The 22,836-nt window shown below is 63.5% G+C and carries 24 protein-coding genes; 5 read left to right on the top strand and 19 right to left on the bottom strand.

The annotated features are described in order from the left end of the window. Nucleotides 1-41 precede the first annotated feature (41 nt). The 5 genes from ampD to AC07X6_RS01580 all read right to left on the bottom strand — a co-directional run bounded on the left by ampD (nt 42) and on the right by AC07X6_RS01580 (nt 3,201). Nucleotides 42-653, bottom strand: coding sequence for a 1,6-anhydro-N-acetylmuramyl-L-alanine amidase AmpD (ampD, locus tag AC07X6_RS01600; protein ID WP_494789858.1), 612 nt, complete (start codon nt 651-653; stop codon nt 42-44). Next, nucleotides 631-1,707 (bottom strand): sigma 54-interacting transcriptional regulator, encoded by a 1,077-nt coding sequence (locus AC07X6_RS01595; RefSeq protein WP_494789857.1) that lies wholly within the window; start codon nt 1,705-1,707, stop codon nt 631-633. The genes ampD and AC07X6_RS01595 overlap by 23 nt, the downstream gene beginning before the upstream one ends. Nucleotides 1,708-1,818: 111 nt before the next feature. Next, a complete protein-coding gene (locus AC07X6_RS01590; RefSeq protein WP_474292835.1) occupies nt 1,819-2,073 on the bottom strand; it encodes a PP0621 family protein in 255 nt (84 codons plus the stop codon). Next, nucleotides 2,070-2,873, bottom strand: coding sequence for a cytochrome C assembly family protein (locus tag AC07X6_RS01585; protein WP_230538896.1), 804 nt, complete (start codon nt 2,871-2,873; stop codon nt 2,070-2,072). The genes AC07X6_RS01590 and AC07X6_RS01585 overlap by 4 nt, the downstream gene beginning before the upstream one ends. 34 nt (nt 2,874-2,907) lie before the next feature. Beyond that, nucleotides 2,908-3,201: a hypothetical protein gene (locus tag AC07X6_RS01580; protein WP_494789856.1), complete on the bottom strand. Its 294-nt coding sequence runs from the start codon at nt 3,199-3,201 to the stop codon at nt 2,908-2,910. On the opposite strand from AC07X6_RS01580, the gene AC07X6_RS01575 reads away from it, so the two are divergent. Beyond that, the gene (locus AC07X6_RS01575; RefSeq protein ID WP_494789855.1) at nt 3,200-3,739 is read left to right on the top strand and encodes a hypothetical protein; all 540 of its coding nucleotides are present in this window, start codon (nt 3,200-3,202) and stop codon (nt 3,737-3,739) included. The two genes, AC07X6_RS01580 and AC07X6_RS01575, sit on opposite strands and share 2 nt — an antisense overlap. Nucleotides 3,740-3,807: 68 nt before the next feature. On the opposite strand, the gene AC07X6_RS01570 is transcribed toward AC07X6_RS01575, so the two are convergent. The 9 genes from AC07X6_RS01570 to AC07X6_RS01530 all read right to left on the bottom strand — a co-directional run bounded on the left by AC07X6_RS01570 (nt 3,808) and on the right by AC07X6_RS01530 (nt 14,498). Beyond that, complete coding sequence (locus tag AC07X6_RS01570; protein ID WP_474295520.1) at nt 3,808-4,731, bottom strand: ABC transporter substrate-binding protein; 924 nt, start codon at nt 4,729-4,731, stop codon at nt 3,808-3,810. 249 nt (nt 4,732-4,980) lie between these two features. Further along, complete coding sequence (locus AC07X6_RS01565) at nt 4,981-6,975, bottom strand: MacB family efflux pump subunit (protein WP_494789854.1); 1,995 nt, start codon at nt 6,973-6,975, stop codon at nt 4,981-4,983. A gap of 5 nt (nt 6,976-6,980) precedes the next feature. Further along, entirely contained in the window at nt 6,981-8,168 is a 1,188-nt protein-coding gene (locus AC07X6_RS01560) for an efflux RND transporter periplasmic adaptor subunit (RefSeq protein WP_494789853.1), read from the bottom strand. 91 nt (nt 8,169-8,259) lie between these two features. Beyond that, nucleotides 8,260-8,601, bottom strand: coding sequence for a DUF3325 domain-containing protein (locus AC07X6_RS01555; RefSeq protein WP_494789852.1), 342 nt, complete (start codon nt 8,599-8,601; stop codon nt 8,260-8,262). Next, on the bottom strand, nt 8,598-10,301 hold the full coding sequence (locus AC07X6_RS01550) for a PepSY-associated TM helix domain-containing protein (protein WP_494789851.1): 1,704 nt from the start codon (nt 10,299-10,301) through the stop codon (nt 8,598-8,600). Before AC07X6_RS01550 ends, AC07X6_RS01555 begins: the two co-directional genes overlap by 4 nt. Further along, entirely contained in the window at nt 10,298-10,579 is a 282-nt protein-coding gene (locus tag AC07X6_RS01545; protein WP_474292839.1) for a hypothetical protein, read from the bottom strand. Before AC07X6_RS01545 ends, AC07X6_RS01550 begins: the two co-directional genes overlap by 4 nt. A 110-nt stretch (nt 10,580-10,689) precedes the next feature. Then, complete coding sequence (locus tag AC07X6_RS01540) at nt 10,690-12,888, bottom strand: TonB-dependent siderophore receptor (protein WP_494789850.1); 2,199 nt, start codon at nt 12,886-12,888, stop codon at nt 10,690-10,692. Nucleotides 12,889-12,999: 111 nt separating this feature from the next. Next, entirely contained in the window at nt 13,000-13,992 is a 993-nt protein-coding gene (locus tag AC07X6_RS01535) for a FecR domain-containing protein (protein WP_494789849.1), read from the bottom strand. Beyond that, nucleotides 13,989-14,498, bottom strand: coding sequence for a sigma-70 family RNA polymerase sigma factor (locus tag AC07X6_RS01530; RefSeq protein ID WP_494789848.1), 510 nt, complete (start codon nt 14,496-14,498; stop codon nt 13,989-13,991). The genes AC07X6_RS01535 and AC07X6_RS01530 overlap by 4 nt, the downstream gene beginning before the upstream one ends. Nucleotides 14,499-14,737: 239 nt before the next feature. On the opposite strand from AC07X6_RS01530, the gene ffh reads away from it, so the two are divergent. Beyond that, nucleotides 14,738-16,105, top strand: coding sequence for a signal recognition particle protein (ffh, locus tag AC07X6_RS01525; protein ID WP_034746567.1), 1,368 nt, complete (start codon nt 14,738-14,740; stop codon nt 16,103-16,105). Nucleotides 16,106-16,266: 161 nt separating this feature from the next. Here ffh and AC07X6_RS01520 read toward each other — a convergent pair whose 3' ends face one another. Next, nucleotides 16,267-16,464 (bottom strand): hypothetical protein, encoded by a 198-nt coding sequence (locus tag AC07X6_RS01520; protein WP_474292845.1) that lies wholly within the window; start codon nt 16,462-16,464, stop codon nt 16,267-16,269. Nucleotides 16,465-16,541: 77 nt separating this feature from the next. Between AC07X6_RS01520 and AC07X6_RS01515 the strand changes: the two genes are divergently transcribed. Next, nucleotides 16,542-16,937 carry an SWIB/MDM2 domain-containing protein gene (locus AC07X6_RS01515; protein WP_230538905.1) on the top strand — a complete coding sequence of 132 codons (396 nt, stop codon included), beginning with the start codon at nt 16,542-16,544 and terminating at the stop codon, nt 16,935-16,937. Between the two features lie 141 nt (nt 16,938-17,078). On the opposite strand, the gene AC07X6_RS01510 is transcribed toward AC07X6_RS01515, so the two are convergent. Further along, nucleotides 17,079-17,696: a lytic transglycosylase domain-containing protein gene (locus tag AC07X6_RS01510; RefSeq protein WP_494789847.1), complete on the bottom strand. Its 618-nt coding sequence runs from the start codon at nt 17,694-17,696 to the stop codon at nt 17,079-17,081. Then, nucleotides 17,693-19,432 carry a proline--tRNA ligase gene (locus AC07X6_RS01505; RefSeq protein ID WP_494789846.1) on the bottom strand — a complete coding sequence of 580 codons (1,740 nt, stop codon included), beginning with the start codon at nt 19,430-19,432 and terminating at the stop codon, nt 17,693-17,695. The genes AC07X6_RS01510 and AC07X6_RS01505 overlap by 4 nt, the downstream gene beginning before the upstream one ends. A gap of 205 nt (nt 19,433-19,637) precedes the next feature. On the opposite strand from AC07X6_RS01505, the gene AC07X6_RS01500 reads away from it, so the two are divergent. Then, the gene (locus tag AC07X6_RS01500; protein WP_076566319.1) at nt 19,638-20,270 is read left to right on the top strand and encodes an RNA pyrophosphohydrolase; all 633 of its coding nucleotides are present in this window, start codon (nt 19,638-19,640) and stop codon (nt 20,268-20,270) included. 100 nt (nt 20,271-20,370) lie between these two features. Here AC07X6_RS01500 and mqo read toward each other — a convergent pair whose 3' ends face one another. Continuing rightward, nucleotides 20,371-21,969, bottom strand: a complete 1,599-nt coding sequence (gene mqo, locus AC07X6_RS01495) for a malate dehydrogenase (quinone) (protein ID WP_494789845.1) — start codon at nt 21,967-21,969, stop codon at nt 20,371-20,373. Continuing rightward, the gene (locus tag AC07X6_RS01490) at nt 21,962-22,195 is read right to left on the bottom strand and encodes a hypothetical protein (RefSeq protein WP_494789844.1); all 234 of its coding nucleotides are present in this window, start codon (nt 22,193-22,195) and stop codon (nt 21,962-21,964) included. Before AC07X6_RS01490 ends, mqo begins: the two co-directional genes overlap by 8 nt. 217 nt (nt 22,196-22,412) lie before the next feature. Between AC07X6_RS01490 and AC07X6_RS01485 the strand changes: the two genes are divergently transcribed. Beyond that, nucleotides 22,413-22,835: a DUF1841 family protein gene (locus AC07X6_RS01485; RefSeq protein WP_070218599.1), complete on the top strand. Its 423-nt coding sequence runs from the start codon at nt 22,413-22,415 to the stop codon at nt 22,833-22,835. The last annotated feature ends 1 nt before the right edge of the window (nt 22,836 follow it).

The raw sequence follows: 22,836 nt of genomic DNA, 5'->3' as shown, positions 1-22,836 counted from the left end.
CGTAATTTTTTGTATTTTCATATACGATTTCGGTTGACTTTTCAGGGCATGGATGGAAAGCCCAATCCCCGCGAAGTAAGCGCTAACGCAGGCTGCCCGCACAGAGTTTCCAGCCAGCATACTTGGTAAAAATACCAGTCAAAAAACGGCCCCGGATCCGTCTTCCTCCCCGGTGCGATATGCTCGTGGCCACGCACCTGGGACAGCCCGTAGCGCGCCACCAGCGCCGCCGTCAGCGCCGCCAGCACGCGGTATTGCTGCGGCTGAAAGGGGACAGAGTCCGAACCTTCCATTTCAATACCGATGGAATAGCCGTTGCATTGCGGGCGCCCTGCGAACATGGACGCGCCGGCATGCCAGGCACGTTGATCAGCAGAAACATATTGCAACAGCGCACCATCGCGCCGCACAAAAAAGTGCGCCGATACCTGCAAGCCACGCAGGTCGGCGAAAGAAGGATCGGCATTATAATCTACCCGGCCCGTAAACAAGTCCGACACATGCGGCCCGCCAAAGTGGCCGCCCGGCAAGCTGATGTTATGGATCACCAGCAAGTCGACTTGCGCACCATCCGGGCGCGCATCGTGGTAGGGGGAGTCATAGCGCAGCGCGCCATCGCACCAGCCGTCTTCATCTATCGTCCATGCGCTCATCAAGTAGGGCTTCCTGTATCGTCAATTTCTGCATGCGGTAACGCAACTGGCGCACGCTCAGCCCCAGCTGGCGCGCCGCGCGCGCGCGGTGGTAGCGCGCCTGCACCAGCGCGTGCATGATCATATCGCGCTCGGCCTGGCGCAAATACACGTCCAGCGGCAGAACCGGGCCCACGCCATATGCCGCCATGCCGGGCAGGCACAGTTGCCGCTCCAACACAGCCGGCATTGCCGGCGCCGCCCGCCACGGCATGCTGCCCGGCGCGGAGGGCAAGGCCAGCCCGTCGAGCGCGATCACGCCGCCGTCGGCAAAGGCCAGCGCCCGCTCCAGCACGTTTTCCAGTTCCCGCACGTTGCCGGGAAACGCATATGCGGCCAGGGCCGCCAGCACGGGCGGCGCCAGGCTCACGGCCCGGCGTGGCGACAGGCGCGCGAGGATCACCTCACATAATACCTGCAGATCGCCGCGCCGTTCGCGCAGCGGCGGCAGCGCCAGTTCGATCACATTCAGCCGGTAAAACAGATCCTGGCGGAACGTGCCGGCGGCCACGCCGCGCGCCAGGCCCTGCTGGCTGGCACACAGGATGCGCACGTCGATCGCCTCGTCAGTACTGCCGCCCAGCTTGCGCACGCGGCGTTCCTGCAGCACGCGCAGCAGTTTTACCTGCATGGCCAGCGGCAGGTCATCGACTTCATCGAGCAGCAAACTGCCGCCATGGGCCGCCTGGAACAATCCCTGGCGCTCGTGCAGCGCGCCCGTATAGGCGCCCGGGCGGCAGCCGAAGAATTCGGCTTCCATCAACGCTTCGGGAATGGCACCGCAGTTGACGGCAATAAACGGGAAGCCGGCGCGCCCACCCTGCGCATGGATGGCGCGCGCCGCCAATTCCTTGCCCGTGCCCGATTCGCCGCGGATGGCCACCGGCGCGTCACAGCGGGCGATGCGGCCGATCTGCGCGCGCAGCGCCTGCATGGGCAGCGAGTTGCCGCTCAGTTGCGGCGCCCCCGGCTTGCCAGTGGTGGTGGTATGCGGGCTGAAGCTGGGACGGGACATGGCACGCGCCTTTCTGCAATGGCGGTGGCGAACCGCCTGCTGCAGATGCTACGCCGGACGGATGCCGGAGGCCGTTACGATACGGATGAGCAACGGGGTGCAGGCCGGCCCTTATAAGGTGGCGTGCGCGTGGCTGCAGTAATCGTGACCCTTGGCTTGCACGTTTTCCGAGGCCGGGTAATACACGCCGCAATGGGCACAGCACAGCATCAGCTCGGCATCGGGCAATTCCTGCGGCCGCACCGGCGGCGCATACGGGTTCGGCTGCTGCTGTGCGCGGGCGCGCTGCTGCATGCCCCGGATCTTGCTGCGGATAGCAAACAGCACCAGGAACACCAGCGCCAGCCAGAATAAAACACGTGTCATGCGAATCCCCGGTGTAAAACCACTTCCAGTACAAAACGGCTGCCGACATAGGCCAGCAGCAAGGTGGCGAAACCGGCCAGCGTAAAACTCAGGGCCGTCTTGCCGCGCCAGCCGCGGAAGCGGCGGCCTGCCAGCAGCGAGGCAAACAATAGCCACGACAGCATGGTAAAGACGGATTTGTGATCCCAGTTGAGCGGCTTGCCAAATAATTGCTCGGAAAACACGATGCCAGACAGCACGGTCAGGCTGAGCAGGATAAAGCCCAGGCCGATCATGCGGAACAGCAGCTTTTCCATCGTCAGCAGGGCGGGCAGCTGGTCCAGCGCGCTGCCGATGAAGCCGCGGCTTTCGCTACGCGTATGCAGGCGCGATTCCTGCAGCGCCATGAGCACGGCGTGGAAGGCGGCAATCGTCAAGGTGCTGTAGGCGAGCACGGCCACGGCAATATGCCAGCCGAAGACAGCCGACTTGCCTTCCAAGCTGACCTGGCTGCCGGGAAAGGCCCAGGCCAGGCCGATGGCAATGACGGCGCTGGGCATGACCATGCGGCGCAGTCCATCCAGGCTGAAATTGCGGTTCTCTATCCAGTAGGCGCCCACCGAGACCCACAGCGCGGCCGACAACATGGCGGAAAAGCCGAAGCGCAAGGTGCCCGGCGCCATCAGGTCGAACCACAGGGTGGCGGCGTGCGCCAGCCAGGCGACGCCGGTCAGGCCGGCAATAAGCCGGGCGCGGGACGAGGGAAGCACCGCGCACGCCGCGTACAACAGGGCGGCGATGAAAAAGAAATAAGTCTGCATAGTTTAAGTTTACACCATAGCCGGCAAGCGCGATTCAAGCGACAGTATGGGCTGGAGGCAATTGGCCGCCAGCCCATACCGCAAGCCTGCCATGATATCGCGCCTCGGCCGCGACGGGGTGGCGCACCCTCAAGATTTCGGCAATCTTTCCTCCGATGCACTGCCGGCGCGCCGCAGGCACGTTGCCATCCTGATTAGCCAGTCCTATAATTATGTCCACAAAGCAATATTTATCCAACCTGACGCCACCGCCCTCCACCATGTCTTTTCGAAAAATTTCCTGGACCTGCCTCCTGCTGGCCGCCTGCACCATATTAAGCGGCTGCATGAAAAACGCGCCTTCCCAATCCACGTACGAGGAATACTTCCGTACGTCCATCCAGAGCTATGACCTGTACAAGGACTACTTCGACATCGCGAAGCTGGAAAAGCTGAATGGCTGGAAAGAAAACGAACAGTACGAAATCAAGGGCTCGGCCGTCCTGCGCGCCAAGGTCGGCTACCTGGAATTGCTGGCCGACGTGGCCGACAAGCTCGAGGCACAGGCGAAGACGGACAGCTCCGTGGGCATGAGCATGGGCCTGGGCCTGATGGCGCGCGGCATGGGCGGCGAAAACAAGGTTTTTCGCGATTTCTGGGTACAGCAGCAGGAAAAGAAGGCGATCCCCGCGCCGCTGCTGGCCCGCCAGGCGGCGATGACGGCCGAGCGTTTCGAAAACCTGCTGCAATGGTCGGACCAGATCGTGCAAGACAATTACGGCGCCATCATCAGCCGCCAGCTCAAGAAAGGCGATGAGCTGACCCGCATCTACACGCTGAGCTTCCGCCAGACGGAGAAGGGCTGGATGGGTTTTAACGCCCGCTAAGGCCATCTCCCCATCAAAAAACCTCCGCACCATTGCTGGCACGGAGGTTTTTTGAATGGTTTCCTGATTTACTTCACGTTCAAGCTCTTTTTCGCCTGCTCCAGCAAGTCCGTCTTGACCCAGTCCTTGGCCACGGGCGGCTTCGTCATGCGGCCCACGCCCGTTTTCACCATCACATCGGTGGTCACCTGGATGTGCTCGGGCGAGATGTCAAACGAATACGGCGAATTGCTGATCGCGTCGTCGAAGTCATCCTTCGTGATCTGGCCGCGGAACACGACTTCGCGCACATACTTTTCCGCCGTCCCCTTGTTGTCGATAAAGGTTTTCGTCGCTTCGACGAAGCAGCGCATGAATTTTTCCGCCACGGGACGGCGTTCCTTGTAGAACTTTTCCGTCATCACCATGGTCCGCACGGGCTCGCCGATCGGCGTATCGTACGGTTTGATGACTTCGGTGCCGAAGCCCTTGTTGATCGCCTGCGACGATTGCGGCTCCGACTGCATCATGGCATCGATATTCTTGCCCATCAGCGCCTGGTTCAAGTCGGCGTAGGCGAGGAACACCAACTGCACATCCTTGCCCTTGGTTTCGGAATACGTCAGGCCCGCCTGCGACAGTTCGGCCAGCAACAGCACTTCCTGGATGCCGCCGCGCGTCACGCCCACGCGCTTGCCCTTGAGTTCCTTGACGCTGGCGATCTTTTGCCCGGCGCCCGCCACCAGGCGCGCGCCGCCCTTGGCAAAGCCGGCCACCACGTAGATGGGCGCACCGCCGGCGCGGCCGGAAATGGCTGCTTCGGAAGCCGTCGCGCCCACGTCCAGCTCACCCGCGATAATCGCCTGCATCACGTCGAGGCCCTTGGCGAAGACATGCTCCTCGACCTTGATGCCGCACTTGGGCGCGATTTCCTTGATGTACGACACGGCGCCGTAATGGGCGAATTTCAAGTTACCCAGGCGCACGACTTCCTGCGCCTGGGCAGCGCCCATGCCGAAGGCCAGCACGAGGGCGGCGGCGATACCGGTCTTCAAGGTTGATTTTTGCTGCATCGGGTTCTCCTGTGGTGGTTGGTATGTGCCCGCAAGGGCATAAAACACGAAACACTGCTCTTATTATGGGGAGATAGTACCGTGTGTTGAGTCAGGAGCAATCTTTTTTATGGAAAGCCTGCCTTGGCGCTGTTGCAGCAGCGCAAAGACAGGCGAATCCGGGAGCAGCAAGCCCGGCTGCGTGAAGTGTTACTGTCCCGCCAGCGCCACCACCGGATCGAGTCCCGACGCCTTGCGCGCCGGCATGAAGCCAAACACCAGCCCCGTCACCACGGCGCAGGCAAACGCACCGGCGATGGCGCTCAGGGAAAAGATCACCGGCACGTCCCATACCAGCAGCAGGCCGGCCACCGTCACGCCGACCACGATGCCGGCCACGCCGCCCACTACCGACACCAGCACGGCTTCGGTGAGGAACTGGCGCAGGATGTCGCGCCGGCGCGCGCCCGTCGCCATGCGGATGCCGATTTCGCGCGTGCGCTCGCGCACCGTCATCAGCATCACGTTCATGACGCCGATGCCGCCCACCACCAGCGAGACGGCGGCGATCAGGCTGAGCATCATGGTCATGTTGTCCTGCGTCTTGGCTTCGGCGGCGATCGACGCGGCCGCATTGCTGATGCCGTAGTCGCGGATGCGGTGGCGCTCGAACATGGTGGCGTCGACCGCCGCCTCCACCTCGGTCACGCGCTTGACGTCGTCCACCGCCATTACCGTGTACGTCGGCTCGCGCTGGCCAAAGACGCGGATGCCGGCCGTGGAAAACGGCAGCAGCAGCACGTCGTCTTCATCCTTCTCGCCCGTCAGCGCGCCCTTCGCGCTCATCACGCCGATCACCTGGAACGGCACGTTGCCGATCAGGATGCTCTGCCCCACGGGGTTGGCCACGTCGGGCATCAGCTTTTCGGCCAGGTGCGCGCCCAGCACGGCCACGGTGGCCATTTCGCGCTCGTCTTCCTCGGTAAAGAAACCGCCCTTGGCCACGGGCCAGGTCTGGATCTGCGGCAGGGCCGGCCCCGTGCCGCGCACATAGGTCTGCACGTCGAGGTTGCCGTGGCGTATCACCTTGTTGCCCGTGACATTCGGCAGCACGTGGGAAATGCCCGGCACGTCCTTGAGCGCGTCGAGGTCGGCCAGGGTGATGCTGCGCCCGGGGATGCGCGAGCTTTCGCCGCGCGACGCCATGTACAGCAGATTCGAGCCGAACGCGCCTAATTGGGCCATCACTTGCTGGCGCGTGCCCAGGCCGATGGCCAGCATGACGATCACGGAAGCAACGCCGATGACGATGCCCAGCAGGGTCAAGCCCGTGCGGAAGCGGTTGATCCACAGCACGCGCCAGGCGGCGCGCGCCGCGTCGAGCAATTCCGTGCCCAGCGACGCGCCGGTATCGTGGGCGGCGCGCGACATGTCCAGCGGCGGCAGGGACGCCGACGTGGCAGGAATGGCGATGGCGCCCGAGTCTGCGACGATCTCGCCATCGCTGATCTCGATCACGCGGCGCGCCTGGGCCGCCACCTTGCGGTCATGCGTGATGAGGATGATGGTGTGGCCCACGTCGGCCAGTTCGCCCAAGAGGGCCATGACTTCGGCGCCGCTGCTGCTATCTAACGCCCCCGTCGGTTCATCGGCGAGGATGATGCGCCCGCCATTCATCAGGGCGCGCGCGATCGACACGCGCTGCTGCTGCCCGCCGGACAACTGGTTCGGCCGGTGGTCGAGCCGCTCGCCCAGGCCCAGGCGCTTGAGCAGCGCTTCCGAGCGGGCGTGGCGGGCCGCGGCCGGCATGCCCGCGTACAGGGCCGGCACTTCCACGTTTTCGCGCGCCGATTCCGTGGCGATCAGGTGATAGCCCTGGAAGACGAAGCCGAACGCTTCGCGCCGCAGCCACGCCAGTTCATCGGGATTCAGGCTGGCCACGTCCTGCCCGGCGAAGCGGTAGCTGCCGTCGCTGGGCCGGTCAAGACAACCCAGCAGATGCATCAGGGTCGACTTGCCGGAACCGGAGGCGCCCACGATGGCGACGAATTCTCCGGCGCCGATGGACAAGGTCAAACCGCGCAGCACTTCCACGGCCGGCGCGCCGTCATGGCCGCCGTAGCGCTTGCGGATGCCGGCAAGCTCGATCAGGGGCGCCGGCTGGCCGCCTTCTCCGGCTTGTCCCAGAGAAGCGGCCTCGCTCATGGCGCTCACAGCTGGAACCTGCTGCTGCCGCTGCCGGCCGGCTGTTCGCCCGTGACCAGCAATTCGCCTTCGCGCAAGCCTTGCAGCACTTCCGCGCTGAGGCGGTTGCGCACGCCGACGGTGACGGCGCGCGTATCGACCTTGCCGTCCGCATCCATCACGCGGGCCGTGAACTGCCCCGGCTTGGCGCCTTCTTCCATCGAGGGCTTCAACGCCGGCAAGGGCACGGCCAGCACATTGTTCGCCGCCGCCGTGACAAACACCACTTGCGCCGTCATCTGCGGCATCAGTTCGCCATCGGCGTTATCCACGTCGAACAGCACGGTATATAAAATCACCTTGCTGGTCGACGGCGCCAGGGCCGTGCCGGCGGCGGAACCACCGGGCACTGGCGGCGCCGGCAGCACTTGCCGCACCTTGCCGCTCCAGCGCCGCTGGTCGCCGCCCAGGGTGGTGAAGTACACGGGCATGTCCGGGCGCACACGGCGCACGTCCGCTTCCGACACTTCCGTCCATACCGTCATGGCCGACAGGTCGGCGATACGCAGGATGTTCGGCGTCTGGTACGTGGCGTTCAGGGTTTGCCCTTCCTTGGCATCCAGGCCCACCACCTTGCCGGCCATGGGCGCGTAGATGCGCGTATAGCCGAGGCGCGCCTCGTCCGCCTTCAGGCTGGCCTGGGTCTGGTCGATCTGCGCCTTCAGGTGGTCGATCTTGGCGCCGGCCGAGGCCAAGGTGGCTTCGGCCGTCTCCAGGTCGGCCAAGGGAGTCGAGTCAAACTTGGCCATCTGCTTCTGGCGCACGTGCTGCTGGCCCGCCAGGCGGTGCTGCGCCTGCTGGTCGGCCAGCTGCGCGCGCAAGCCCGCCAGCGCGGCACGGCCCGCGTCGACCGTGGCTTGCTGCACGCTGGGGTCGATCTCGGCCAGCAGCTGGCCTTTTTCCACGGCGCTGCCCGGCTGCACGTGCAGGCGCGTGATCTGGCCCGACACCTGCGCACCCACGTCGACATAGGTTTGCGGCTGCAGGGTGCCGATGGCCGTGACGCTGGCCTCGATATTGCCGCGCTTGACGGGGGCCGTATCGAACACGGTCGTCGGGCCGCGCGTAGCCCACAGTGCGCCGGCGCCAAACAGCGCCAGCAAGACCACGCCGCCGAGGATGCGGGCGCGGCGCGAAGGCAGGCGGGCCGCCATCAGGAAACCGCCTTGCGGTTACAGGTACAGTAAAACGGTGTCGCCAAACGTGAAAAATACATCGGTCTATCCTTGAAAATAGCGGTGGACATCACCGCAGGAACGTCACAAGACCTGCCAGCGCGGCGACGGCTGCCAGCAGGGAACTACGCAACAGCAATCGGGGGGCATACGGCAGCAGCAGGGCCACCAGCAGCGCGCCGGCCGATATGAAACCCAGCCAGGCGACCACGCCGACGGTGGCGCTCCAGCCGGCCACGCAGGGCCAGATGGCCAGCGCCAGCAGGATGGCGCCCGCCAGTTGCAGCGCGCGCCGCACGTTCGGCGCCGCGTCCCTGCCCCAGACCTGGCCATGGTGGCGGTCCATCGCCAGCGAGAGGCTGGCCATGCCCGCATACGACAGGCCCAGCGCACACAGGATGGTATTGATCATGACTGTCCCTCCGCATTGACTTGCAGGCTGGCCGAGGGCGCAGCGCTTTCCTTGGCAGCAGCCTTTTTCACCGGCTTTTCCTTGCGCTTGTGGACCTTCCACGCGCCCCAGGCGGCCAGCAGGCCGAAGGCCATGCTGCCCAGTTCCACGCCGGCGCTTTCCCAGTCGCCGCGCGCGACCTGCGCCGCCAGGTTGTCGCCCGTGCTCAGGACATTCAGGATGGGCAGCAGCAGGCACAGGGCCGCCAGCAAGCCCAGTTGCTCGATCCACGCGCGCTTTTCCGCGCGCAGGCAGGCGTGCACCAGCATCAGGAACCACACGCCGAAGAAGGCGCGCACTTCCCAGCCGGCACGGTGCTCGATGCCGACGGGGATCAAACGGTTGGCCCACAGGAAGCCCGCGCAGGCGATGGACAGGCCGGCAATCGCCGCCACGTTCAGGCAGGCGATGACGCGGTACACGCGCTGCGTATAGGCGCCGAACTCGCCGCCGGACTTCTGGCGCCGCTTGACCATGAACAGGATGGCGCCCGTGCCCATCATGGCCGTGCCGGCCAGGCCGCAGAAGAAGTACAGCCAGCGCATGGGCGTGCCGCCGAAACCCACCATGTGCAGGTTCGACATGACGGAGCGCGTCAGGCCCGCGCCGCCCGTGTCGGACGCGCCGGGCAGGCGCAATGCGGTCTGCTCGCCCGTGGCCAGCGCATAGCAAGCCCTGCCCGTATTGGCGCTGAGGCGTTCCATTGTGTCCGTCTCTTCATTCCAGCCGTACATGCAGACACGCATGGAGGCGTCGTTCGGATTGTCCAGCACCACGGCGCGGATTTCCTGGCCGATGGCCTGCTCGGCGCGCAGCGCGAACGATTCCAGCGCGGGAATGGCCAGCGGCTGGCCCGTTTTCACGGGTTTGCCCGCATCGTTCCAGTCGGCCAGGAAGGCCTTCTTGGGATTATCCATGCCGTATTGCGCCGCCACGGGGGCCGGCACATAGTCATCGCTGAAGAATGCCAGGCCCGTGTAGGCGATCATGAACTGGAACGGCAAGGTGAGCACGGCCACCGCGTTGTGCGCGTCAAGCCACGAACGCTGGCCCTTGGCCGGGCGGAAGGTGAAAAAATCCTTGAAGATGCGCTTGTGCGTGATGACGCCGCTCACCAGCGCCACCAGCATGATCATGGTGGTGATGGCGACGATCCATACGCCGATGCGTCCCGCGTGCAGCTCGTAGTGAAAATCGACGAAATGGTGGCCGCCGATGGTTTCGCGCTCCGTTGCCTCGCGCGCATGCTCGATGACGGCGCCCGTCAGCGGATCGAGATCCGCCGAGCCATAGCCGCCGCTGGGCTGGAACCAGTAGGCGGACAGGCCGTGGCCGGGACGCTGCACGGGCCAGATTTCCCACATGTCCGCCTTCGGATGCTCCTTGGCCATGAAGTCGAGCGCCAGTTCCAGGCGGTGGCCACGGTCCGTGACCTTGGGCAGCGGCGGATCGTTCGCATGCGCCGCCTCTTCCAAGGCGTGTTCGGGCGTCATCCAGTGGCCGATCGGATCGTCGAAGACGGCCAGGGTGCCGGTCAGGAAGATGGCGAACAGCAGCCAGGAAATCCACAGGCCGCTCCACGTATGCAGCCAGGCCATGGCCTGGCGCAAGCCGCCCTGCTGCGGCGTCTTGACCACTTTGTCTACCTTGACGGCGTTCATGCCACACCTCGCGACAGCAGCAGGCCGATACCGCCGCAGGCGATGGCCGGCAGCAGCATGCCGAGCCAGGCGCGGCGCAGGTCCTGCACGGCAAAGACCCAGATCACGGCACAAGTGTAGGTGACAAAGGCGCTCAGGGTGGCCGTCAGCACGGCTTCGGGACGCGACAGCGGCAGCACGGCCGCCAGCAGCACGGCCACGCCGGACGTCAGCGCATAGCCGCCAAAAACAGCGGCAAGCACGCGCGAAAACAACATCATGTGGGCCGATTTCATCATCGCGGCGCTCCCTGCAACACCAGCGTGGTCACGCCATCGCGGGCCAGGTTCAACTGCACATCCATAAGCCATACATCCTTCATCAAGATAGATCATTCAAAGTTATTAAGTTATAGCTTGTAGTTCAAGGTCAGCATCAGGTTGCGCGGCGTGCCCACCAGGTTGCCGAGGACATCGGAGTAGATGCTCTGGTAATAGCGTTTGTCGAGCGCATTGTTGACATTCAGGCGCAGCTCGGCGCGGCTGTCGATTTGCCACGCCGCGTTCAAGCCGAGGATCGCGTAGCGGCCCTGGCGCAGGTGGGCATCACCGTCCGTTGATTCCGTCGCGCCCTGCCCGTACACCGAGGCGCCGACGCGCCAGCCCTGCGCCGCGCCGGACAGGCGGTAGCTGGTGGCCAGCTTGAGCTGCTGGCGCGGATAGCGGCTATTGAAATCCTTGCCGATATTGGCCGGATCGCTGTCGCGCGTAAATTGCGCCTTCACATACGTAAAACCGGCCGACAGCTGCCAGTCGGGCGTCAGCGCGCCCGCCACGTCCAGCTCCACGCCTTCGCTGCGCACTTCGCCCGACGCGCGCTGGCAATAGCCCCACGTGCTGCCGGGGCAGGGATCCGGGCCGGTCAGGTCGTCCACGCCGCGGTTTTGCTGGCGGATCTGGAACACGGCCGCGCTGGCATTGAGGGCGCCGCCGAAGTATTCGCCCTTCACGCCCGCTTCATAGTTGGTGCCGCTGACCGGCTTCAAGGGCTGCCCCTTGGCGTCGGTGGACGCTTGCGGCTGGAAGATCTCGGTCCAGCTGGCGTACACGGAATGCTGCTTGTCGAGGTCATACACGACACCGGCGTACGGCGTGAATTCGCGCGCCAGCGAGTAGCCGGCATCGTCCTTGTACCAGCTCACGCGCCCGCCCAGCACCAGCGACAGCGGGTCGGCCAGGCGCAGGCGCGTGCCTGCATACACGCCGCTTTGTTCGGTGATGCTGGCCGTGCCCCACTGCGCGTAGTTGATGACGGGGCGCGCCACGCTGCCCGCATCCCAGTGGAACGGGTCGATCACCGGCGCGCTATCTTGCCGGGTGTACGATGCCCAGCCCCCATAGCTGTTTTTCGACGAACGGCGGTGGCTGGCGCCGACCGTCAGCTCGTGCTCGCGGCCGAACAGGCTGTAGCTGCCGCTGGCATACGCGTCATAGCTGGTGTTGGCCAGTTCGGCGCGGTAGCTTTGCGAATTGAAGCGCAGGGTGCCGCCGCGGCGGTTGATGCCGGAAAACGTCGTGTCGATCTCGGGCGTCTTGCGCGTGGCCGCCAGCCTGGCTTTCCAGCCATTGCCGAAGCGGTGTTCCAGTTCGGCGAAAATGGTTTTATCCGTCTGGCGCCAGCCGTCGAAGTCGGTGCCCAGGTAGGTGGAGCGAGGCAAGTTCAAAAAGGTCCCGTCGGCGGCCGTCACCACGCCCGTCGCGACGCCGTCGTTATCGGTCTTGCGGTAGTGCGCGCCCACGGTCAACGTGGTGTCAGGGCGCAGGTCGGCCTCGATGATGCCGTACAGCTGGTGATTGCGGCCATGCAGCACGTCGACAAAATCCTTCTTGTCCTGCACCGTGACGACCATGCGCCCGCGCAGGGTCTTCGCTTCGTTGAGCGCGTTGGCCGCATCCGCTTCCAGGCGGTAGTTGCTCCAGCTGCCGATGCTGGCCGAGAATGACGCCTGCGGCGTGGCCGTCGGGCGCTTGCGCACCATGTTGATGGCCGCGCTGGGCGTGCCGCTGCCCGTCATCAAGCCCGTGGCGCCGCGCACCACTTCGATGCGGTCATAGATGGCCAGGTCGTCATTGTCGCCATTGAAAGTGCCGTTCGCGCCCAGGCTGGTAGGCAAACCGTCGAACAGGATGTTTTCGATTGGAAAGCCCCGCGCGCTGAAACTGCCCGAATCGCCCGTAAAGTTGCCTTTTTGCATGACCAGCCCCGTGATCGACTGCACGGCGTCGTCCAGGGTGGTGATGCCCAGGTCGTCGATCTGCTGGCGCGTCAGCACGCTGACCGACTGCGGCGTCTCGCGCAGCGACAGGTTCAGCTTGGTTGCCGTATTGCTCACGCCCGTCGTATAGGAACCGCTGCCTTCGGTCGTCGCATCGCGCCCCGCCGTGACGGACACGCCAAGCATGGTTTGCTCGGCCGCGGGACTGGCTGGCGCCTGCTGCGCCAGCGCCGGCAGGCTGGCGGCCAGGCACAGGGCCGCGGCCGCTTGCGCCAGCGGACGCAGTGAAGAGTGAGATGATGGCAAACTGACAAAAGGCAAAGCGTGCGACATGAAAGTTCCTGATGGTGGTGTCATGAGACGGTGAAAAACAGGCGTCCTACCTTGTAGGTGCCGCAAGACTGCAAAACGGGCAGCCGGATGGAAAAATATTTTTATCGAACGCTACGGCGCCGGTTCGACGCTGACCCAGTACCGCGTGCGGCTGCGTACCTGCACCGGCAGCGAGTTGGGCAGCATGTTCAAAATGCGCTGCGTGTCGGCCAGCGGGAACACGCCCGACAGGCGCAGCTGGGCCACTGCCGGCGCACAGTCGATCACGCCGGGGCGGTAGCGGGCCAGGTCGGCCAGGAAATCGCCCAGGGTCACGTCGTCGACGATCAGCTGCCCGCGCGACCAGGCGTGCGCATACGCATCGATGACGTGCGGCGCGTCCGCCGCATGGCGGGAAAAGGCTACGCCGCGCCCGGCCGCCAGCAGCATTGGCGCGCCAGCACCGTCGCGGGGGCGGATTTCAACGGCGCTTTCCAACACGTCCACGGTGCTATAGTCATCTTGCTGGCGCACGGCAAAGCGCGTGCCCAGCGCGCGCACCAGGCCTTCGCGCGTGGCCACCACCAAAGGCACGGCGCTGCCGGCACCGTGGCCGCTGGCCACGAGGATCTCGCCGGCCAGCAGTTCGATCAGGCGGCGGCTGGCGTCGAAACGCACGTTCACGGCCGATCCCGTATTCAGGCTGAGCACGCTGCCATCGTCCAGCACCACGTCGCGCCGCTCGCCTGTGGCCGTGCGGTAGTCGGCACGCAGGGCGCGCATGCCATCCCAGGCATCCGTCTGCGCGGCCAGCATGCCGCCGCCGGCCGCCACGCCCAGCCACGCCAGCAACTGGCGCCGCTTGCCGTTGACGGCTTGTTGCTGCGTGCCGGCCAGCGCCTGCGCGGCCGCACCGCGATGCAAGCCGTTGAAGCGCCGCGACACCGCGTCGATATGCTGCCAGGCCCGTTCATGTTCCGGGTCGGCTGCGCGCCAGCGCTGCCAGGCGGCGCGTTCCGCTTCGCTGGCCTCGCTCGACATCAGCACGGTCAGCCACTCGGCAGCCTGCTGCTGCACGTCCTCGCGGATGGCTGGCGGTGCCGCCGGCTCTGCCAGCTTGCTCATGCCGGCAGGGAGAAAAACACCTGGCGGTTGGCGCGCGTCAGGTATTGCTTGACCGAGCTGGCCGATACGTTCAGGCGCGCGGCGATCTCGGCATAGCTGAGACCTTCGAGCTGCGCCAGCAAGAACGCCGTGCGCACGGGAACCGGCAAGCCGTCGAGGGCCTGGTCGATTTCCCGCAGGGCTTCCAGCGCCAGCAGCCGTTCCTCGGGCGCGGGCGCCGTCTCGGGCGGCAGGCAAGCGAGCGCTTCCAGGTAGGCGTCTTCCAGCACTTGGCGGCGGTAGCGGTGCGCCACCAGGCGGCGCGCGACGGTGGCGAGAAAAGGCCGCGCCTCGCGGATCTGCGGCGCGGAAGCGGCCGTCAACACGCTGATGAAGGTGTCTTGCGCCAGATCCGCCGCGTCGCCCGCATTGCCCAGCTTATGCCGCAGCCAGCCCTGCAGCCAGCCATGATGGCTGCTGTAGAGCGCGTGCAGGTCCTGTTGCTGGGCAAAATCGGCGGCCGACATGGCATCCCTTTCCGGTCTGGCGCGGCGCGCCCACGAATGTAAATAAGAATTATTCTCATTTTAACCGTGTTTTTGACTTTCATGCAATCGTGGCGTTGGCAGAAATACCAACTAATTCAAAAGCCGGCCAACCGCCAGGCGCTACAGCGCGGGACCGCCAGCCACCCGCGATAAGGTAAAATGACGGCCATCGTCCGGCTTTCGCCGCCCACTCCCAAGCTTTTCATTGCAGGTTCATCATGCTAGATAATCTCACCCAACGGCTTGCCAAAGTCGTCAAGACCATGCGCGGCGAGGCGCGCCTGACCGAAGCGAACACCGCCGACATGCTGCGCGAAGTGCGCCTGGCGCTGCTCGAAGCCGACGTCGCCCTGCCCGCCGTGCGCGAATTCATCGCCAAAGTCAAAGAAAAAGCCATGGGCGAGGATGTCATTTCCTCGCTGACGCCAGGACAGGCCCTGGTGGGCGTGGTGCAGCGCGAGCTGGCCGCCCTGATGGGCGCCGACCTGGGACCGGAAGCGTCGCAGATCAGCTTTGCGCAGCAGCCGCCCGCCATCATCCTGATGGCCGGTCTGCAGGGTGTGGGTAAAACCACCACCGTCGGCAAGCTGGCGAAGTACCTGAAGGAAGAAAAGAAGAAGAAAGTGCTGACCGTCTCGGCCGACGTGTACCGCCCTGCCGCGATCGCCCAGCTGCAATCGGTCACCGCGCAGGTAGGCGCCGACTTCTTCCCGTCCACCAGCACGGACAAGCCGGTCGATATCGCCCTGGCCGCGCTGGACTGGGCGAAAAAGCATTACCACGACGTGCTGATCATCGATACGGCGGGCCGTCTCGGTATCGACGAAGAGATGATGCGCGAAATTGCCGCCGTCCACGGCGCCGTGAAGCCGATCGAAACCCTGTTCGTCGTCGACGCCATGCTGGGCCAGGACGCCATCAACACGGCCAAGGCCTTCAACGATGCGCTGCCGCTGACCGGTATCGTGCTGACCAAGCTCGATGGCGACGCGCGCGGCGGTGCGGCCCTGTCCGTGCGCCACATCACGGGCAAGCCGATCAAGTTTGCCGGCGTGTCGGAAAAACTCGACGGCCTGGAAGCGTTCGACCCGACCCGCATGGCCAACCGCATCCTCGGCATGGGCGACATCCTCGCCCTGGTGGAGGAGGCGCGCAAGGGCGTCGACAGCAAGGCGGCAGCCGACCTGGCGCAAAAGATCAAGGTGGGCGGCAAGTTCGACATGAACGACTTCAAGGCGCAACTGGGGCAAATGAAGAAAATGGGCGGCATGGCCAACCTGATGGACAAGCTGCCAGCCCAGTTCCAGCAGGCGGCAGGCGGCAAGAACATGGATCAAGCCGATAAACAGGTGCGCCGCATGTGCGGCATCATCGACTCGATGACGCCGCAGGAACGCGCCAAACCTGAACTGATCAAGGCCACGCGCAAGCGCCGCATCGCCGCCGGCGCCGGCGTGCAGGTGCAGGAAGTGAACCGCATGCTGACGCAATTCGAGCAAATGCAGACGATGATGAAGAAATTGTCGGGCGGCGGCATGATGAAGATGATGCGTTCCATGAAGGGCATGATGCCCGGGATGAGGTAGTGGAAGGCTTCAAAATCCGCTGCGCGGGGCGCCTTGCGGCCGGCGATGCTCAGCGCACCAGAGTGCGCTTGCGCTTCTCGGCCACAAATCATCCCCGCTCGCTGTGATTTTGAAGGCCTTTTTTACGCCGCGTGAGGCGTAGTTCAAGTCAAGAAACACCGTTATAAAATAATGCCGGATTGCATTTTCATGTGTCCGGCATCCTTTCTTTCCTCCCCCGCAGCGCCCCTCCCCGCATAGCCAGCAACCATGCCATTTACGGGCAAAAACGCCGTTCTGCGCTCCCAAGCGGTGCGCCCGGGCGACAGCATTGCCATTTCCCTGCTTTTTCCTCGTGAAAACGTGAAAAACACTTGCATACAAGGTAAATCCACACCAATATTAGCCGTGCGATTAATTGCGCAATTTCCCATGTGTTTGTTAAGGAGGCTCGAAGATGGCAACAGCCAAAAAAACCCCAGTAGCAGCGCCAGCCAAAGCAGCAGCAGCCAAGCCTGCAGCCGCCAAGAAAGCAGCACCCGCAGCCAAAGCAGCAGCTAAACCAGCAGCGGCGAAGAAAGCGGCAGCACCGGCAACACCACGCAAGCCAAACGCAGCATTCATGAAAGCAATGACGCCATCGAAAGATCTGGCCGCCGTTGTTGGCGTAGCACCACTGCCGCGCACGGAAGTGACCAAAAAGGTATGGGATTACATCAAAAAACTCGATCTGCAAGATCCGGCCAACCGCCGCATGATCAATGCGGACGACAAGCTGAAAGCAGTTTTCGGCGGCAAAGCCCAAGTCTCCATGTTTGAAATGACGAAACTGATCTCCGATCATTTGAAATAATCAGATACGCACAGGGCGTTTTACGCCGTGTGAGTGCCCCGCCGCATGACTGCGAGCGGGGCATTTTTTTGGGGTCAGTCCCTGCGGGATCGGAATTCGCCCCACTGGAGCGCACTCCCCCTTCGGGTCTGACCCCAGCCTTCATCTGAACTCCCACTGCTTCCAAGCCGCCCTTACCGCGTTCGGATACTCGGCCTTGCCCCGGCTGCCGTTGTACCGCCCCAGCGCCAGGTACAAATCGCCCTTCTCCATATCCAGGTACATGCGCAAAATCGCGCAACCGTAGCGCAGATTCGTCTGCATGTGGAACAGCTTGCTGCGGTCGCTGTCGCCGATGACGCCCGTCCAGAACGGCATCACCTGCATGTAGCCGCGCGCGCCGGCCAGAGAAACGGCATATTTGCGGTAGGCCGACTCCACCTGGATCAGGCCCAGCACCAGGGCCGGTTCCAGGCCCGCGCGGCGCGCTTCATACCAGACGGTTTCCAGGAATTCCGTGCGCAACTGGGCGTCCGGCAGCTTGCGCTGCAGGCGCTGCGACATCTGCGCCAGCCATTGCTGGTAGCGCTGCAAGTCGGTGGGAGTGGCAAATTTGGGTTGAGGCGGGCGTTCGTCGCGGATCGCGTGCGACAGCGCCAGACGGACAGAGTCGGCCAGCGCCTCCTCCTTCTGGTTGCCGGCCTGCGCCGGAGAGACGCAGGCCAGGCAGGCGGCCAGCGCGAGCGCGCCAGCCGTTTTACTTACCGATAGGCGCTTCACTGCGCCATTTTGCCCTGGATGAAGGCGACGATCTCGTCCGGCGCCACGCCGGTGGCTTCCGCATCGCGGCGGCCCTGGTATTCCAGCTTGCCTTCTTTCAGGCCGCGCTCGCCGATGACGATGCGGTGCGGCACGCCAATCAGTTCCCAGTCAGCAAACATCGCGCCAGGGCGCAAGCCGCGGTCATCGACGATGACGTCCACGCCAGCGCCTTGCAGGGCCGCGTACAGCTTCTCCGTCTCTTCCTTGACCAGTTCGCTGCGGTCCATGCCCATCGGGCACAGCACGACTTCGAACGGCGCGATCGACGCGGGCCAGATGATGCCCTTGTCGTCGAAGTTCTGTTCGATGGCGGCGCCCAGGATACGCGTCACGCCGATACCGTAGCAACCCATCTGCAACGGCGCAGGCTTGCCGTTTTCGTCGAGGAAGGTGGCTTTCATGCTTTCCGAGTACGCCGTACCCAGCTGGAACACGTGGCCCACTTCGATGCCGCGCTCGATGGCCAGTGCGCCCTGGCCGTCCGGCGACGCGTCGCCGGCGACGACATTGCGCAAGTCGGCCACGATGGCAGGCTCGGCCACGTCACGGCCCCAGTTGGCGCCCGTGTAGTGGAAACCGGCGTCATTCGCGCCGCAAACGAAGTCGCTCATGTGGGCGACCGTGCGGTCCGCCACCACGGTGACGGGCGCCTTCGTGCCGATCGGGCCCAGGTAGCCGGGAATCGTGCCGTAGACTTCCAGGATTTCCGCTTCCGTCGAGAAACGGTGACCGGCCAGGCCGGCAACCTTGCCCACCTTGATCTCGTTCAATTCATGGTCGCCGCGCAGCAGCAGCATGAAATGCTGTTTCGTGATTTTTTCGTCCTTGCCCGTCGTTTCCACCGTCAGGGCGATGGTTTTCACGGTGCGCGACAGCTCGATGCCCAGCAAGGCTGCCACGGTTTCGCACTTGACGGTGTCCGGCGTGGCCGTTTTCGTCAGTGCCTGGGTGGCGGCCGGGCGCTCGCCGGCTGGCGGCAGCGCTTCGGCCGCTTCCATGTTGGCGGCGTAGTCGGAGGTCGGGCAGTACACGAGCGCGTCTTCACCCGTGTGGGCGATGACGTGGAATTCATGCGAACCGGAACCGCCGATGGCGCCGTTGTCGGCAGCCACGGCACGGAATTTCAGGCCGAAACGCGTGAAGATACGCGTGTAGGCGTCAAACATGACCTTGTACGACGCCTGCATGCCGGCCAGGTCGCGGTCGAACGAATACGCGTCCTTCATGGTGAATTCGCGGCCGCGCATCAAGCCGAAGCGGGGGCGGCGCTCGTCGCGGAACTTGGTCTGGATATGATAAAAGTTCAACGGCAGTTGGCGGTAGGACTTGATTTCCGTGCGCACGACGTCCGTGATGACTTCTTCCGACGTGGGCTGGATCGCGTATTCGCGGCCGTGGCGGTCTTTCACGCGCATCAGTTCGTCGCCCATCTTGGTCCAGCGGCCCGTTTCCTGCCACAGCTCGGCCGGCTGCACGAGCGGCATCAGCAATTCGATGGCGGCGGCTTTGTTCATCTCGTCACGGATGATGGCTTCCACCTTGCGGATCACGCGCAAGCCCATCGGCATGTAGGTATAGATGCCGGAACCGAGGCGTTTGATCATGCCTGCACGCATCATCAATTGGTGGCTGACGATTTCCGCGTCAGAAGGTGCATCTTTAAGTGTGGAAATAAAAAAACGGGAGGCGCGCATAACGGTGAATTCTTTTTAAAAAGAGAGGGTTATAATCAACCTAATTTTAAAGGATTAGCTGGCTGATGCGTCCATACTTTACACAAATGCGCTCAATTGGTGCGATTCCGGCGCTTTTCGCACCCCGAAAAGGTCACCGGCTTGCGAAGTTGTGGGTAATTATGTAAAAAAAGGACGCACTGTCGCAGAAAGTTTGAGGTGCATTATGCTCGACCGTGAAGGGTTTCGGCCCAACGTCGGCATCATCCTGCTAAACGCCCAGAACGAGGTGTGGTGGGGCAAGCGGGTGCGCGAGCACTCATGGCAGTTTCCGCAAGGCGGTATCAAATATGGCGAAACACCGGAACAAGCCATGTTTCGCGAACTTGAAGAGGAAATCGGACTCAGACAGGAACACGTCAAAATTGTCGGCCGCACCCGCGACTGGCTGCGCTATGAAGTGCCAGACCACTTCATCAAGCGCGAGATTCGCGGCCATTACCGTGGCCAGAAGCAGATTTGGTTTCTGCTGAGAATGTGCGCGCGCGACAACGACGTCAATCTGCGCCTGACCGACCATCCCGAGTTCGACGCCTGGCGCTGGCATGAATACTGGGTCCCGCTCGATGTCGTCATTGAATTTAAACGCGATGTGTACCAGCGCGCCTTGCAGGAGCTGTCCCGCTTCCTGACCTGGCCCGTGCATGGCAACGCGCAGCAAGCGCACCGCCACACGTCGCGCTACCTGCGCCAGCCCCATGCGCCACGGGCACAGGACGGTGCGGCACTGGCCAAGCCCTGCGACGGCATCGCCGCCGAAGGGTGTACGCCGGAGCTGATCTTGCCGGGCAAGGGGTAGTCCGCCGCAATGAACACACGCTCCCACGCAAAAGGGGCAGCCTGAACAGGCTGCCCCTTTTTTCATGCCGGCAAGAAACTTTCCTGCCGGTCAGGCTGACTTAGTTTGCTGCCGGCGCTGGCGCAGCGCTTGGCACGTCGAGCGTAATCGCCTTCAAGCCCAGGATATTGCTGCTGTAGTGGCGGATCTTGTTGGCCAGGGCCGGGTCGTTGTTCAGCTTTTGGCCGTACGACGGCACCATTTCCACCATCTTCGCTTGCCATTCCGGCGTGGCCAGACGGCCCTTGAATGCCGTTTGCAGCACCTTGATCATGATCGGCGGCGCGGTCGAGGCGCCTGGCGAGGCACCCAGCAAGGCAACGATGCTGCCATCGGCGGCGCCGACGACTTCCGTGCCGAACTGCAGCAAACCGCCTTTGACGGGGTCATCCTTGACGATCTGCACGCGCTGGCCGGCATTTTGCAAGGTCCAGTCTTCCATCTTGGCGTTCGGCAAGTATTCGCGCAGGGTCTTCAAGCGGTCTTCCGGCGTGTTCATGACCTGTTCCACCAGGTATTTCGTCAGTGGAATATTGTCGTAACCAGCTTGCAACATCGGTTTCACATTGCCCGTGCCGATCGAGGCAGGCAAGTCGATCCACGAGCCGTTTTTCAGGAATTTGGTCGAGAAGGTGGCAAACGGACCAAACAGCAGGGCTTTCTTGCCATCGATGATGCGCGTGTCCAGATGCGGCACGGACATCGGCGGCGAACCGACGGACGCCTTGCCATAGACCTTGGCCGCATGCGCCGCCACCAGTTCCGGATTGGTGGTCACCAGCCATTGGCCGCCCACCGGCACGCCGCCGTAGCCCTTGGCTTCAGGAATGCCCGATTTTTCCAGCAGCGGCAGCGAACCGCCGCCGGCGCCGATGAAGACGAACTTGGCGCGCATGGTTTTTTCCTTGCCGGCAGCCAGGTCTTTCACCGTCACGTTCCATACGCCGTCGGCGCCGCGCTGGATGTCTTCCACCTGGTGGCGCAGGTGCAGGACCATGCCGTGGCTGTCCGTCAGGTATTTCACGAGGCCGCGCGTGAGGTTGCCGAAATTGACGTCGGTACCGATTTCCATGCGCGTCGCGGCCACTTTCTGGCCCTTGTCGCGGCCTTGCATGACCAGCGGCGCCCATTGCTCGATCTGCGCCTGGTCTTCCGAGAACAGCATGCCTTTGAACAAGTTTTCCTTTTGCAGCGCAGCATAGCGCTTCTTCAAAAAGGCAATATTGTCGTCACCCCACACAAAGGCCATGTGCGGCACGTTGTTGATGAAGGTCTGCGGCGCGCCCAGGTGCTTGTTGGCTACCTGATAAGCCCAGAATTGCTTGGAAATTTCGAATTGCTCGTTGATGGCAACGGCTTTCTTGGTCTCGATGCTGCCATCGGCCGCTTCCGGTGTGTAGTTCAGTTCGGCAAACGCCGAGTGGCCCGTGCCTGCATTGTTCATCGCGTCCGAGCTTTCGGCCGCCACGGAATCGAGGCGCTCGACCATTTCCATCGTCAGCGAGGGATCGAGTTCCTTGAGCATGCTGCCCAGGGTGGCGCTCATGGTGCCGGCGCCGATCAGCAGCACGTCGACCGGTTTTTCGGACGAGGCCGGAGGGGTCTTGTTACATGCCGCCAGGATCAGGCACGACATCAAAAGTAATAGCGATTTACGCATTCGTAACTCCATTTTTGGATACTGAAGGATGATTCTTGCGCGCCACCGTGGCGGCACCATCGCTGTGTTGAATGAAAAACAGCCAGCCAGCCGGAACGCCAGGGCGGCCGGACAGGTCAAGGTCGATGGTGATAGGCATGCTGCCGCGCTCCGGGATAAGCCAGGAGCGAGATCTGGTGGCAAAGGTGCGGGCAATGGAAGCACGCAATGGCAACAAAATCGCCATCGTGTCCAGAGCAAATATCAAGAGCGGCGATTTTATCACCGTTATTTGGCGCCGCCGGGCCGTGGCGGTAGTGGATAATACTTACTGCAGGGTATTAAATTGCGGTGACTATCGGGTCACGAAAGCGGACGCCGGACGGCAAAAAGGGCATCCCCGATGCCTTGAATTGATGTACGCGGTACAATGCCGGCTGCCCCTTAGCCATAGTCCTACAGCCATGTTCAACCCCTCTTCCGACGACGTGCGCCGCTTCTTTTGCGACACCTTGCGCAAGCACCGCGCCCACGAAATCCTCACGCCGATGGAAGCCATCGCGCTCGACTGGATCCTCGAACACCCCGAGTATGAAAACGAGCTCTCCGACGTCGAAGCGGCACTGGCGCGCGACTATTCCGTCGAAGGGGGCCAGGCCAATCCTTTCCTGCACCTGTCCATGCATCTGTCGATCACGGAGCAGGTACAGGTGGACCAGCCGCGCGGCATCCGCCCGGCCGTTCAGCAACTGACCCAGCGCCTCGATTCGGCCCATGCGGCCCAGCACGAAGTGATGGAATGCCTGGGCCAGATGATCTGGGCTTCACAGCGCTCGGGCTTGCCGCCCGATACGGACGCCTATATCGACTGCGTCCGCAGGCGTTAAC

The organism is Janthinobacterium sp. GW460-12-1-14-LB5, from assembly GCF_059423585.1.
Note: the sequence above shows the minus strand (reverse complement) of the source record. Positions and strands in the feature narration are given on the sequence as shown.

Bases quoted from the DNA above. Each gene is read 5' to 3' on its own strand.
- ampD (WP_494789858.1), bottom strand. From the start codon at position 653: ATGAGCGCATGGACGATAGATGAAGACGGCTGGTGCGATGGCGCGCTG.
- AC07X6_RS01595 (WP_494789857.1), bottom strand. From the start codon at position 1,707: ATGTCCCGTCCCAGCTTCAGCCCGCATACCACCACCACTGGCAAGCCG.
- AC07X6_RS01590 (WP_474292835.1), bottom strand. From the start codon at position 2,073: ATGACACGTGTTTTATTCTGGCTGGCGCTGGTGTTCCTGGTGCTGTTT.
- AC07X6_RS01585 (WP_230538896.1), bottom strand. From the start codon at position 2,873: ATGCAGACTTATTTCTTTTTCATCGCCGCCCTGTTGTACGCGGCGTGC.
- AC07X6_RS01575 (WP_494789855.1), top strand. From the start codon at position 3,200: ATGAAAAACGCGCCTTCCCAATCCACGTACGAGGAATACTTCCGTACG.
- AC07X6_RS01580 (WP_494789856.1), bottom strand. From the start codon at position 3,201: ATGCAGCCGCTTAATATGGTGCAGGCGGCCAGCAGGAGGCAGGTCCAG.
- AC07X6_RS01570 (WP_474295520.1), bottom strand. From the start codon at position 4,731: ATGGGCGCTGCCCAGGCGCAGGAAGTCGTGCGCCTGGGTAACTTGAAA.
- AC07X6_RS01565 (WP_494789854.1), bottom strand. From the start codon at position 6,975: ATGAGCGAGGCCGCTTCTCTGGGACAAGCCGGAGAAGGCGGCCAGCCG.
- AC07X6_RS01560 (WP_494789853.1), bottom strand. From the start codon at position 8,168: ATGGCGGCCCGCCTGCCTTCGCGCCGCGCCCGCATCCTCGGCGGCGTG.
- AC07X6_RS01555 (WP_494789852.1), bottom strand. From the start codon at position 8,601: ATGATCAATACCATCCTGTGTGCGCTGGGCCTGTCGTATGCGGGCATG.
- AC07X6_RS01550 (WP_494789851.1), bottom strand. From the start codon at position 10,301: ATGAACGCCGTCAAGGTAGACAAAGTGGTCAAGACGCCGCAGCAGGGC.
- AC07X6_RS01545 (WP_474292839.1), bottom strand. From the start codon at position 10,579: ATGATGAAATCGGCCCACATGATGTTGTTTTCGCGCGTGCTTGCCGCT.
- AC07X6_RS01540 (WP_494789850.1), bottom strand. From the start codon at position 12,888: ATGTCGCACGCTTTGCCTTTTGTCAGTTTGCCATCATCTCACTCTTCA.
- AC07X6_RS01535 (WP_494789849.1), bottom strand. From the start codon at position 13,992: ATGAGCAAGCTGGCAGAGCCGGCGGCACCGCCAGCCATCCGCGAGGAC.
- AC07X6_RS01530 (WP_494789848.1), bottom strand. From the start codon at position 14,498: ATGTCGGCCGCCGATTTTGCCCAGCAACAGGACCTGCACGCGCTCTAC.
- ffh (WP_034746567.1), top strand. From the start codon at position 14,738: ATGCTAGATAATCTCACCCAACGGCTTGCCAAAGTCGTCAAGACCATG.
- AC07X6_RS01520 (WP_474292845.1), bottom strand. From the start codon at position 16,464: ATGCAAGTGTTTTTCACGTTTTCACGAGGAAAAAGCAGGGAAATGGCA.
- AC07X6_RS01515 (WP_230538905.1), top strand. From the start codon at position 16,542: ATGGCAACAGCCAAAAAAACCCCAGTAGCAGCGCCAGCCAAAGCAGCA.
- AC07X6_RS01505 (WP_494789846.1), bottom strand. From the start codon at position 19,432: ATGCGCGCCTCCCGTTTTTTTATTTCCACACTTAAAGATGCACCTTCT.
- AC07X6_RS01500 (WP_076566319.1), top strand. From the start codon at position 19,638: ATGCTCGACCGTGAAGGGTTTCGGCCCAACGTCGGCATCATCCTGCTA.
- mqo (WP_494789845.1), bottom strand. From the start codon at position 21,969: ATGCGTAAATCGCTATTACTTTTGATGTCGTGCCTGATCCTGGCGGCA.
- AC07X6_RS01490 (WP_494789844.1), bottom strand. From the start codon at position 22,195: ATGGCGATTTTGTTGCCATTGCGTGCTTCCATTGCCCGCACCTTTGCC.
- AC07X6_RS01485 (WP_070218599.1), top strand. From the start codon at position 22,413: ATGTTCAACCCCTCTTCCGACGACGTGCGCCGCTTCTTTTGCGACACC.